The sequence below is a fragment of the Endozoicomonas sp. ALD068 genome, assembly GCF_049310145.1.
Classification (GTDB): domain Bacteria; phylum Pseudomonadota; class Gammaproteobacteria; order Pseudomonadales; family Endozoicomonadaceae; genus Endozoicomonas_A.
In genome coordinates this window covers 3,371,687-3,385,079 of the sequence record NZ_JBLYNU010000004.1, presented here as the reverse complement: position 1 = coordinate 3,385,079, position 13,393 = coordinate 3,371,687, and the positions used below count along the sequence as shown (strand labels likewise).

Annotated in this window: 3 protein-coding genes; all 3 read left to right on the top strand. The window is 48.1% G+C overall.

Annotated elements, in window-relative coordinates; all coding sequences use genetic code 11:
• Nucleotides 1-162: 162 nt before the first annotated feature.
• The 3 genes from ACO6V5_RS11730 to ACO6V5_RS11720 all read left to right on the top strand — a co-directional run bounded on the left by ACO6V5_RS11730 (nucleotide 163) and on the right by ACO6V5_RS11720 (nucleotide 13,360).
• Nucleotides 163-975: a hypothetical protein gene (locus ACO6V5_RS11730; RefSeq protein WP_422410628.1), complete on the top strand. Its 813-nt coding sequence runs from the start codon at nucleotides 163-165 to the stop codon at nucleotides 973-975.
• A 154-nt stretch (nucleotides 976-1,129) separates the two neighbouring features.
• Nucleotides 1,130-2,074: a hypothetical protein gene (locus ACO6V5_RS11725; RefSeq protein ID WP_422137428.1), complete on the top strand. Its 945-nt coding sequence runs from the start codon at nucleotides 1,130-1,132 to the stop codon at nucleotides 2,072-2,074.
• 180 nt (nucleotides 2,075-2,254) lie between these two features.
• Nucleotides 2,255-13,360: a hypothetical protein gene (locus tag ACO6V5_RS11720; protein WP_422410631.1), complete on the top strand. Its 11,106-nt coding sequence runs from the start codon at nucleotides 2,255-2,257 to the stop codon at nucleotides 13,358-13,360.
• Nucleotides 13,361-13,393 lie beyond the last annotated feature (33 nt).

The following is a 13,393-nucleotide window of genomic DNA, read 5'->3' as shown; positions in this document are numbered from 1 at the left end:
TTTCCAGACTGTGATAGGCAATTCCGCTGATTTTCTCTGTTACAGCGGTGATCATAAAGTCTGTTGCCCTTATTCCAGTCTCTATTTCATAGTAGTATTGCCCCTCAACTGCCCATGGCGGAACAGATGCCCGTAGCGGATTAAGAGACAGATGAGAAACCCATGAGAGAAGAGAAAAAGGCGATCAATGATATACCGGATTTCTCAATTGCAGCGGACGAGCGTCCGGGGCGCAGGAAAGCTGTGGCTTCCGGAGGAACGCCTCCTCTCAAGAAAGGGGGCTCGGGGCGGACTGCTTCGGCTAAAGGTGGAAATGGCCTGACCTGGCTCATACTGGTCATGATTGTTGTGCTTGGGGCGGGTGGCGTCTGGCAATTCAAATTGATACAAAAGGAGTTGGCTGATACCCGCCAGGCCTTGAAGGTCACCCAGGAAAAGCTGAGTACCGTGACCGGAGAGATCACTGCTACTGGTGAAAACCTTGATCAGAGCGGCTCAGCGCTGCGATCTGAGCTGGAGGTAGTGAATTCTGAAATTCGCAAGCTCTGGGATGTTTCGAATAAGCGAAACCGCCAGTGGATCCTGATCAATAAGGATAATGTTGCCAAAGCTCTCAAGGACGCAGATAAGGCAGGCAAAACAGCGGATAAAGCATCTGGCCAGCTGAGTGCTTTGCAGAAGCGTATTCGTGAAATGGATCAGTTGATGAAGGCCATTAGCACTGAGCAGGTGGCTGCCCAGGGTATGATGACGGAGAGCCTTGCGAAGTTTGACAAACAGGTTGCTGAAATGAAAAAGCTGGTGGCTGATCAGAAAAAACTTCAGGCTGAGCTCACCAGGAAAGTGGAAGATCAGCAGCAGGCAGTTAAAGCGGTTGATTCATTCCGGGTGCAGGTTAACCGCAAACTTCAGCAACTGGAAGATACTGTCAGGGAACTGACGCAACCCCCCAGGGAAGGTCTGGGGCTGGAATAATCCAATCCCCATAGCGTAATTGGTTTCAGGCGCTGCTGAGTGCTAAACAAGATCTCGACAGCTTCTGAAAACCACCTTTCATTTAATGAAAAGCGAGATTCCGTTTTAAACTGGCTACATTTAAATTAATAACTTTTTCCGGAGATGTGGGTCGATGATGGGCTCTTTTCCCATGACAGTGCGCATATGTCTGGTGGTTGCGATGGCAGTCATGACCTCTTCCTGCTCACTATTTGACTGGTTTGAGACTAAACCAGACTCTTCCCAATCCGCAAATACAGTTCTAAAAAAGCCATCAGGCTGGACTTTCAATCATCAATGGCAGGTCAAGAATACTAATCCCTCTCTTAAGTCTCTGGTACCTGGCGAATACATGACCCTGACAGGTCAGTGCTCATTTTCTGCCGATATGCTGACTCTGCTGGAATCAAAACCAAAGGGTTTGCTGGTTCCTGTCATCAAGGTGACCAGTGATCTGACATTGTCGCCAGATTTTGAAAACAGCGTGAGACTTTACCAGATACTCAGATCTCAATTCCCGTTGGCTGGGGCAGGTGACAGCCTGGAATTTTATCAGACCCTGTTATCCAGCGTTGAACATACCTGTCCTGCCAACATGACCCGGGAGATCGACAGCTGCCAGTTTAAAAAATGGATGTCTTTTACCGGATTAGGGGAAGAAAACACTGTTTATGATGAAGATCGTCTCAAGCGCTGGTACCAATCTCATTCGTCTGTTAAATACCTGATCATGGGCTCCAGTGAACTGTTTAATTCTGACGCTCTCCTGAGTGCTCGTTATTCTGCCAATTCCAGATTGATTTCCGAACAGCCCATTTCTGTGAGAGAAAAAAGCATCAGACCCTACCTTGGCAAGGTACGTTTTGACTGGGCCGTTCCGGGTAATGGCGAGCAAAGACCTTTTATTAGCCTGGGTTCCTGCACATTGAACTGGCAAGAGCTTGAGAAACAGAGAGGTTTACATGGCCCGGGCTGGATAGAAACGACGTCACTGGTTGAGGTCAATCAGGTTCTGCTTCCCTATTTTATTGAGTTTATGAGTGACGCGACCAAAGCCATCTCAAGGCCGTCCAGATGAGTACTCTGGCGTTTTGACGAGCTGTGCTTTCAAGCCACCGGAATGCAAAACTCCTCGGCAACCCACTGCTAATCTTAAATTGTGAATTCATCCGACAGGTATGAATTTAGCGTCTTAGGTGCCGGAATGTAAGCTGTTTCTTGGCAGTTGTGTAGTTTTTCAACGGATGTTGTAGACCGCATGGACCATAGAAGCAGTGGCATTGGCATACCCCATAGCCAACACCTGAACAGTACATCAGTGCATGGTTCCCAGACTTCTGAGGAACAGACAAGTCATGGTGTGGGTTCAGTTCAACTGCCAAATAAGCTTCTACAAGGCGATCGTTCAATTACAACCCCCATTGGAGACAGGGATATCTCCCATGTCGATGTGGGCACACCCTCAATTCCAAAACCTCACAACATGATTTGCAGGGCTTATGCCCGTCCTGTCAGTCAGGTTGCTGATCATACTCTTTTCAGACTCAGAGAAAGCATAAGGTCTGAGACAGTAAAAACTGCTGACAGGAAAACCAGACTACAGATGGCTGAACGGCTGGGCAGGGTCCATGATGTGTTGGGCTGGCGCTTTAAAATGCCAGCTAACCGCCAACAGCTGGAAACTGGCCTCAATGGCAACAACGGGCCTTTGATGACATTGGCCATGGCCCAATCCATGCTTCATCAGATAGAGGTTCTGCAGACCGGTGTTGCTGATGCAATCACAGCCAGTGGTCAATCGAAGGAAGCATGGGCATGGGGACTGCTGAAACGGTATGAGCTGGATAAAATGAATCGCGAGGTTCTGGCGCTCGCTGAGTTCTATTGTCGGCATTCCCCCGAGCTAACAAACCCTGAAGAGATTTCCAGCCCTTCAGAGAATGATCCGTTTCTTGGTCACATCTTTGCAGAGAATAGTCTCGGCACGCCACCGTTGGTGCCTACACTTGCAACTCCCAGACCGCCTGATGGTCCTGTTCTTTCCACCCGGAGTTTTGAACTATCCAGGGCGCAACAGGAACTGAGATGTCTCAGAGAAGAGAAAGAAGAATTAGGCAACGAGCTGCAACAGACCCGCAATCAGTTGACTGAACTGAAGGAAGCAGTAGAAGTCCTCAAGCAGAAAGAAAAGAGAGTGCCTGAAGGTTTTTCAGAAAGGCTGAGTGAGCTTGAGAAAGAACAATCCGAACTAAAAGACGAACTCAGCGAGAGGGATCGTCAGTTACGTGAGGAGCAGTATCGGATAGTCAGTACCCATGGATCTCCCATTGGCAGCAGCGAATTATTGAGTGCAGAAACCTTCGATTCTGACGACAGGCTGGATGAGCTGGAAGCATTGAACAGTCAGCTTCAAGCTCGAATGAAAGAGCAAACCCGAATGCTGGCTGACAATGGCGTTACTCTGTCAGAACTCCAGAAACAGGTGGTTGACTCTGGTCAAAAAATAGACGCGCTGCAAAGTCAACTTCAGGCAGCCCATCTGAACCATCAGCAGATGGGTCAGGAGGCTGTTTCAGCTCTGGAACAAAAGGATCAGCTGGTACTGCGACTGCGGCAGGAGTACCTGGAGAGCTATCAATCCGTTGAAAATGAGCTGAATCAGGAAAGAGCCAGGCTGGCAGAGCTTCAGCAGAGTTATCAAAATGCTCAGGAGCGAGTGGCTGATTTATTCAGGCAAAATGGGTTACTGCAGCTTGATATCAAGGCACTCAATAAGGACCTTGAAGCACAAAAGCAAGCGGATTCTGCAAGAGTGGCGCAGCTTGAATCCCAAGTGAAAGAGCTTACCAAGTATCGTGATCGTTGGGTTCTGGACCATGTCGATATCACTGGCAAGAAAAGGCAAGTTGAAGAAAAGGCGAAGCAACTGGAAGAGCAGCTGAATCTTATTGAAGAAAACCATAAGCAAAAGCTGGATCAGCTGCAAAGAAAATTTGAAGAAGCAGACAGCAGGGCTCATTCAGCAGAGCAATCACTTTTTGTCCTTGAAGGTGATCATAAAGGGGTGCTTGCCCGTGAAGAAGATCTCAAAAAAGCATTAACGGATACCAAAAGAGAACTGCGAGAAAAGGTCGAAGAACTCGAGCAGCAGCAGTCTGAGTTTGAGGAAAAAGCCCGATCATTAAAAGAGATTCATCTGGAACGACAGAAATACGACGATGAAATCAAAGGCCTGCAACAAACCCTTGTTGAGCATAAGGATCAGGCTCAGGAAGAAAAAGCGAAGCTTGAAGCGTCGCTATTGACTAAACAGGCCGAACTGGAAGACTTGCAAGTCAAATATGAGCAGGACTTAAAAGGTCTGGAAGCGCTGAATGAGCAGCTGGATATAGCCAGAGCTGAGATCACCTCCCTGAAAGAGCAGCTGCAGAGTCTCCGGCTTGAACAGAGTAACGGTTCGCAGGAGAGTCAATCTCACGAGGCTGAGATGGCTCAGATTGCAGAGCAGTTAAGAGTTGCTGAACAAAAGCATCAAAAAGAAAAAGCTGATTTAGAGTCAGAGGTCGAAAGCGCCAGAATATCTGAACAGCAGGTACAGATTCAGCTCACAGACAAAGAGAGGGAGCTGAATGAGTTGCAGTCAAGGTTGCAGAGCACTGAGCGTGAACTCAGGGAAAAAATAGTCAGTCTTGAGAATGATCTTCGCTCAAAAGAGGAGGATCTTTCACAGAGAGATCAGGCGTTAGTGATTGAGAGGAGAAAAGTTCAGGAGCTAACGGTTAAGAGCGATGGGCTTGAGGAAGAGAAAGATAAACTCGAGTCATCGCTGGCAGCCCTTCGCGGAGAACTTGAGACGGCTCAAAGGGCTACCCGGTCCTCGAAAGAGGAGGTCACCGAATATATAAGACAGCTTCAAGCTGCTGAAAACAAAGCAGAAAAGCTGCAAAGCAAACTTGATGAAGCAAAAAGCAAGGAAAGAGAGGCGAGAGAGCGCTCTGCAATAGCTGACGAGTCTATCCCTAAATTGCAGGAGACGTCAGAGCGTTATCACAGAGAGCTTCAATTAAGCCAGCAGGAAGTGAATCGACTAAAAGATCTGCTAACCGGCAAAGAAGATGAACTTGCCGAAGCCAAAATCAGGGAAAACTCGCTGTCATCTTCGATCCTGGCAAAGGACGACAGGATTCGGGAACTTGAAGAAGCTGAGGTTGAATTCAGGAGCGAGATTGAAAAAGCCAATCAAAGAACGCAGGAAAAGCAACAGAAAGTGGTTGCGCTTAGCCAGAATGTCGATGATCAAGTTCGTGCTATTGAAAAGCTCACGCACAGAGTTCAACAACTGCTCCCTGAGAAAGAATTGAGTGACAATAAAGTCATTGAGTTGGAAGAGAGAGTTCAGTTAATTGCCCGGGAGCGAGATGAAGCAAAGCAAATGCTTCTGAAAGCTGAGAAAAATTTACGAAGCGGTAGTGATGCCGCAGAGATTGAGAAAGCTCAATGGGAAAACCAGCTCAGGGATTCAAGATCCAGAGTGTCTGATCTGGAAAGTCGTCTTAAAGAGACCGAAAAGAAAAGAGACCACTTTCAATCAGAGTCAGATGCTCTTGCTCATGATAGAGATCAGGTGAAGAAGCAGCTTCAGGAGCTTCAGCTCAATGCAGAAAGTCTGAAAAGTCAGCATTCCCTTGAGATGGAAAGGCTCATCCGGGAGCGAGATGAGTTTAAGCTAAAGGTCGAGGCACTGGAGCAAAAGGCAGAAGTTGCTTCAGCTGACTGGGATAAAGAAAAAGTCAGAATTGAGGAGGCCAGGAAAAAACTGTTTGCTGATTTGAAAAACCAGCATGACCAGCTGGTTGAAACAAAAAAACGACTTGATCAGCAACTTCTTGCGTCTCAGGAGGAGGTCAGGAAGACAAAGCTTGAGCTATCCCATAAAGACGCCACTCTCGAACAGAAAGAACAAAGCATTGAGCGTGTAAATAACCAGTTGATTACGTTGAAAAACAGTCTTGAGGAAAGTCAAACCAGGGTGTTGTCTCTGGAGGGTGAGGCTACCGAACTGGGCACACAATATGGAAGGTTGGAGCTGGAAGTAAAAAGATTGACGCAAGAGAGGGATCAGGCTCATAGCGCTTCCTTAAAGCAGAATGAGGAGCTGTGCCTTCTGCAAGGCAGTCTTGAAGAGGCAGAAACCACCCTGGAGTCTCTGAAAAAGCAGCTTAACGATGAGCAAAGTGAGAAGTCACTGGAGTTTGCTGATCTTAAAAGAGAGATTCGTCTGGCTAAAGAAAACAGGGACCACTTTAAATCGCTTTCCGAGACAGCGGAAGAACAAAGAAAAATAAAGGATACAAGGGTTAGCGAACTGGAAGCCCTGTTGAGGGATAGCCAAAAAGAGGCTCACAGCTTAAAGGGTATGGTTGATGATCTGGGTGTCAAACAGGAAAGGGCGTTGAAAGAGGCTCAAGTTTACAGCAGTCAGCTTGAAAAAGATCTGGCTTTTCAGGAAAGCAGGCATAAGCACGAAGCTTCGGGTTGGGAAGAAGAAAGGCAGCGTCTTACCAGCTCGCACAAAGAGATCGTCGTTGATCTTAAAGAGCAGTTGCAAAAACTCCAGCATCTGAAAAATGATGTTGATAACCGGGTTTCAAAGCTTGAACTGGAAGGTAAGACGAAAGATCTTGAGTTGCAGCAAAAATCTCTGGGCCTTGAGGAGAGAAAAGAAGAAGTCAGTCGTCTTCAGAGCGAGGCTGAAAGCCTGAAAACTGAATTAAGGAGCCTGAGTGGTCAATCCAGAGAAGCAGCGTCAAATCATACGCTTGCATTGAAAGAGAAAGAACTTGCTCATCAAAAATTAGCCGAGAGTCTTGAGCAGGAAAAGCGCCAGCGAGATCAGGAAAAGATAAAGCTGGAAAAGGCTGTCAGTGACCTGGAGCAGGAGCGAAAGGGTTTGCAATCGAAACTGACTGAGTTTCAGGCTGTGGGTATTGAAAACCAGACGCTTGCCACTGAAGTTATTCATTTAAAAGACCAACTGCATATAACTCAGGAAGAGTTGAACAAGATTAGAGAGAAAAAGAGAGAAGTCGAGCAGCAATCAGAAGAAGCTCTTAAGGCCAAGGCCTCTCTACAAAGCCAGTTAGAAGATGAGCGGGAACGGGTTGAAACACTCTCTGAAACGAAAAGTAATCTGGAAGCTCAAGTTCTTGAGAAAGAGAGCGCCCTGATATTAAAAAACCAAGAATTAGTTGAAGCTAAGGAAAGCCTTGAGCGCGAATCTGAGCGGTTCAATCAATTAACGCTTCAGGCTGACAGTCATCAGGTTGACAGTCATCAGGTTGACTCCGGTTATGAGTCAGATTCTCTTTCCGAGGACGGCTTTTCCGAGGCGGAGTCTTATACTTCAAAGGCTTCTTCTGATCCGTTACCTGATCGGTTCGATTCATCTGCTGATGAAGGTTTGGATCTCACTCAGGAATCTCCATTGCCCCAGTGGACAGATTTGGGGACAGTCGTTTCAGAGATCAAAAGCAAAGAGTTTGCTTCTCTTGGCCCAGGAACTTTTGTTATTTCGGGCCTGATTCAAAAAATGAGTTCAGCCTGGTCTGAGCTGGCTTCCAGACTGGAAGTGATAGAAAAAGAACGGGAAATTTATCATTTCACCGATCCGGATCATTTTCCGGGTAGGAGCGGCTCCCGAAAACAAGTGATGTCGCTCCATGAGCAATTCCTGATGGAGCTGGAGTCTATCCATCAGACCTATCAAAAAGCCCTGAGTGCGAACCCGGATCGCCCTTCAGTAGATGAGTTTACCCGTCAGATTGACCGGACTGTATCCCTGACCCGGGGCAATATAGAGGTACTGGCCAGGAAGCAGGATGATTTTCAGACTCAGGTCGACAGATTCGAAGCCACTCTTGAAGCCTTAAAGCCTGATGCTCTGGCTGGCCCGGAAGATCCTGAAGCCATAGTCGATTTGGAACTGACCAATATGAGTACACTGTTGGCAAAAAGTTCGGGGGATCGGGACAGGGAGTTCTATACACATGCCTTGTGCGCCCTTGCCAGATCAGCTTCAAAGCGTCTGAATGAATCCTGGAAGAAAAAAATTGCAACGATTGAGGAGCCAGACGAAGGGCATCGGCTTTTAAAACAGTATGAATACTCGCTTCAGCGATTGGCTTCAGAGCATCTGCCACCCCGGTTGAGACGCAGTGTGCCCGAACATGGACGAGTATTTTTATCGAAGCTGGTTGAATATCAAAAGGCGGAGTTTGAAACCAGACTGGATCAACAGCTGGGAGGCGATCTCAAGCCGCAGGCGGGCCATTCTCTGGAAGAGCAAATGGTCAGGGATCCGCAGATCTGTGACAGACTCTTAACTCTGCTGTCCAGTTTACAGGAGCAGCATGAAGGGATTGTTAAACAACCCGGGTCCGCAAATTTAGCAGCAGGGGCAACGCAATGGGTTGACTTCAGCTATGCCGATGCCTCCTTGGTGGGGCTCAGTCAGATCAGGGATGAATTTGGATTACCCGCGACACCGACCATGACAAAGGTGCTCAGAACCCTTCAAAAGGAGCTGAAAAGACCCGGATCATTGGTTCTCACCATGGCTGTAAGGCAGCATAAAGAGAATTACGAAACCAAAAAAGAGAGAGAGACGCGCAGGCTCAAGTTGGAAAGGCAGTGCACAGAGTTGCTGGCTCAGGAAACCAGACTCGAGCCGGAGCAGAAGTTCAGGGGCCTTACTCACGATGATGATTTTACCCAGGCTGTTGAACATCCTCATCAAGCCGAAATTGCCTGCTTTCAGCCAGATTCACCGGTACCTCTGGCAGAAGCTTCAGGTCATGTTCAGAATCAGGCCGGTTTCAGGGTCAGTGCTCTTACCCAGAACCCTGACTGTCTGATAAACAGTTTCATGAATGGTTTTAATAAGATTGCTCTCCATAAAACCAGCCTTGTTACCGGTGACCGATACATTGAATTGTCTGAAGGTGCCCAATGCCGACCTTCACTGGTGTTTCACTCCAAAGAGGGTCAGCACTGGCAGATTCAGCTGGATGGACGAACCTGGTCTCTGGATCCTGCTTTTCTTCATGAGCATCCCAATTTCGAAGTTCCCTTTCAGGTCAGCAAGGAAGGAAGAGAAAAAAAGCGGGACTGGATTCCCCTGAAAAGTGCTTCGGGACAAACCGTCCTGCTGGTTGCTCAGAAAACACCTTCAGATCAGCAGTGCTTTATGTATGAACTGGGTTCCAATGATCAACTGATCCCGGTGCCAATCCGGGGGGAAAACCCCAGAAGCGAGCTGATTAAAGCGAACTTACTGAGTAAAGCTTGCTTACTGAAGCCAGACAGTACTTCACCATCAAGATCACGCAAAGATTATCCGCCTGAAGTCCTTGAGCTTGAATCGCTGAAAAATACCTGGCTACCGAGTGCTTCCCTCAAGCAAATTGATGAATGTTATAAGAAAGTTGTTAAGGAAGTGGATCATCAATTACTGAAACCGCCTTTTACCTGCACACCTTGTGATGGACGTGTCAGAAGCCTGCCTGTTGAGCTTCCGGTGGTGAGAAAAGTGGCTCAGGAAAAATCAAGGAAGCCGGAAACCGGTGCCCATCAGGAAACGTTTCATCCAGAACAGTTTTCGCCCTTTACCGTCAATGCCAGTTTCGGCCATGTCAGTGAAGCGTTTCTGAAAGCCAGGAGGGAGTTGCTGGTTGATAGTGCTCATAGTGTCACTAAAAGTGTCACTGAAAGTGTTATTAAAACGCTTGAAGGAGAACAAAAAGCGTTTCAGGAACAGGTATTTAAAAACCTGTCAGTCTACTCTGGTTGCGAGTTGCAAACCCAGGGACCCCGTGGGATACCTGATCCGAAAACGCTAAAAACCAACAGGCAGTCGGTTTTGAGCCATTTTGAAAAGGTCATCGTCAACAACAGAAAGCACTGTGTTCGTACACTTCAGTTAAAAAAAGCTCTGGAAAAAGGTCTGGTCAGCTACATTCGTAATGCTTCTGAAAATGATGTGCAGGGTTTTTCTGATGGCGAGCTTCTGGATCATGCCATTCGTAACTTTGAGAAGGGACTGGCTCCGGGTGGTAATGATGTTGACGGGTTTATCAAACGCATGTCGCAGCTAATGCTGGTGGATATTGACCTTGAGCAGAGCAGCCTGATAGGTCAGCGCCTTGAGGCGCTTAAAAGTGAGTTGGTGGATCTGGACTTTGCCGCCTTTGAGCAGGTGAGTGAGCCCCACGAATACATCAGGCGTTGTCAGGAATGGAATCTGGATATGGCTCTGCTGGCATCCAGACAGAGCAATCTGAATAACCGAATCAGCAGTTACGAGAATACCTTGCTGGATACTAAAAACCTGGCCCTTTTGTCGTTTGAAAGAAGGCATCACATTGTCTTGTCACCCGATCAGGCCGACGAACTGGCTGTTACACTGGACGGTGTCAGCCAATGGGCCAATGGCCATGAAGTTGCCATGATGTCTCATAAAGGCACTGGCTACGGTAAAAGTACACTGCTGCTGGCGCTGACGGATCACGCTTCGGCCCAGTTAGGTGCTGATACGGACCGTTCGATTATTGTCATGGCTCCAAAGACCAATCAGGCAGAACTGGATAAAGGCTTGCGTGAGTACTACGCTCGCAAGGGGCAGGACTATCGCCGATTGGATCTTGAAACCTGCTTTGCACCTCCCTGTGAGTTATCCGTCGCCCGGTTGGTAGAAGTTGAGAATACCCTGCTGGGGTTACCTGCCGGAACTTCGATTAATGACAGAGGATCCCTGCTGGCTCAGGGGCGAGTGCCCGTGGGCGCCTCAATCACAGATGTGCAGATTCTGATGCATCTGAAGCAGGCCTTGCTGGACGCTGAAGGTTTCATTCAGGACAAGCAGGCGATACTGGCAAAATTGGATGACTGTCTGGACTTGCTCAAAAACTCTATGGTGTTTGCCGACGAGTTTGACAGTGAGATGGTGCCTCATACCGAAGCTGAGTCGATATCAGTGGCTCAGACTGTACAAGCGGTGATCAGAGGGCTTGGCTATGTCTTTGAAGTAGGGCCCCGAAGTATCAATCTGAAACATTCTGAATTTCTGTTTGGATGTAAAGCCCGGCATTTACTCTCAGCAACTCTGGGCACCTTGTACTGTGCAGCTTTGGCCAGTGCTTCAGGCAGTGCTGAAGAAGTGCGTCACAAAGCAAGAACAGACCCGGTGACCACCAATCAGCGTTTCTGGCACTTTATTTCTCTGGCAGAACCGGTGTTTTTCAGCTCTTCCGACCCTGAGGGCAGGAACAAGATGCTGACGGATGTTTTGCACAGGGTAGGCCCAGAGCCCCAGATTATTTTCTTTGATGGCGCTGAGTCGGGTGATGAATGTACGACAAAAGCGCACCAGATGAGTCGGACTTTGAATCAGGAACGACTGGCCATGGGGGGCGTTCAGAAGTCTGTTATTTACTATGACCATGACAAGAATCTGCAGATGCAGTATCAGGATGATCCGGTCTATGGACAGGGGGCTTCAGCTTCCCGGGAAACCATTACCCAGCTCAGCCGTTTGGGTGGACAGAGTACCGATGGTTACTTGAGTAAAGCCCAGTCTGTGGGCACTGACATGCCCCAGGGGAATGATAGTGTAGGTATTTTTCATGGGCTGGTGGGTCAGGCCGGTGGTGAAGCCAATGAGAACTATCTGGTTCAGCAACTTGGCCGTCTTACCCGTGACAGCAAGGACTTGCACAAGGCTCAAAGGGTGTTCATGGCGGTGGATCTGGATGCGGTTAAAGACATCAAAGGTGCCGACGTACAGAAAGAGGCATTTATTCAGGCTTTGAACGCGTTGGATGAGTCCATGCAGGCTGAAGAAAATCTGTTTCCTGAGGGCATTGATAACGCCTCTCCCGCATTGAAAAAAGTGGTTGAGCAAACAGTTACCCTCCCTGTTCAAAAAACAGAAGAAGGCGAGAGTGGTTATTTGCAGAGCCTTCCACAAATAAGAGCCCAACTGGCTGAGATGGCTAAAAAAGAGTGGGCAGAGCTGGGTCTTTCTGAGGCAGCATTTCAGGAGCTGATTGAACTGAAAGTCCGCCAGTGGGTCTGTAAGAATGCATGGCTTGAACTTGTGGCTGTGGATATTGCCAGTCGTGAGAAAAGTCATCATACCCTGAGCTGTGAGAAAGAGTTGATGCAGGCCAGAACCAACAGTCATCTGGATAAGGTGTTTGCCAGAGAGCATCACTGGCTGAATGATGAAGGTGTCAGCCTGGTGGATGGTCTGGACTTGAAAGCAGCAGGAATTCCCACAGAAGCGGTGCCTGTCGTGACCCGTACCCTCAAGTCAGAAGTCACGCGCTTTCTCAAGTCGACTGAGAGGCGATTTGTTCTGCCAGGAACCTATCAGGAGGATCTGCTTGAAACAGCGGATGCAAAACCCATGCGTGAGCGCCTTAGTGGTTACTTCAAGGAGTTAAAGAGCGAAGGCATTAAGCTTGATGGCAAAGATATGGTGAGTGAGACCAATAAAAAATTGATCCGTGAGAGCGATGTCGCTTTAGAAGAGGCTCTTACAAGAGTCACTGAACTTCACAATGTAGTGAAGAGTTTCAATGACAAAGCTCTGGGCGCTAAGCTTTTCGAGGACATTATGGCTTCCCTTCAGGCCAGCAGGCGAAAGCTGAGTGGTGCAGGGGGGGCGCGGGAGGCGATGCAAACGGAGGCCACCATTCGGAGAGCGTACAGCGATATGATGAAGGCTGTCATGAAAGTCATAGTTTATCAAATTAAACCAGCAGATCTTGAAGCATTAGAAAAGCGGATGATGGACGTGATCACTCAATGTGTTGATCTTGATCACAACCTGCGGCTGTCTCTGTACAGGAATCCCATTGGTCCTGACGTAATCAAAGCGATGGGTTTCGGTCGACTTAAAGAGTTCGCTGCCAACCCTCAAAAGTTCAGGTGGCGGAGGAAGGGGCCGCAAGGTCAGTGGACGCTGATTGGGAATAGCAGTCAGAACGTTATGGATTGCGATAAGGCCGAAGGTCATTTCGAGATTAAAGACGGTTATATCTCCAACAAAGCTCAGTTGAACCGCTTGCAGACCCAGGCTGCTTCCCTTAGTGAGCGGCAGGCTGAGCTGGATCGTGCCGTCAAGTTGTGCCAGCACCCGGTCAAAAACGAGTTCAGGGGCTGTGTGGATGAAGTGGAAAGAGCATTAATGCAGCAGTTTGATGCTTTTACCAGGGAACAGAAAAAGATCACAGAGCGAGAGCAGGAGTTAATGCTGAAACAGAGTGAGTTAAGGCAGAGCAAGTTGTACAAGGTTCTGGTTTAAATTTTTACAGGTTGGGCAGTAAAGGAATACAGA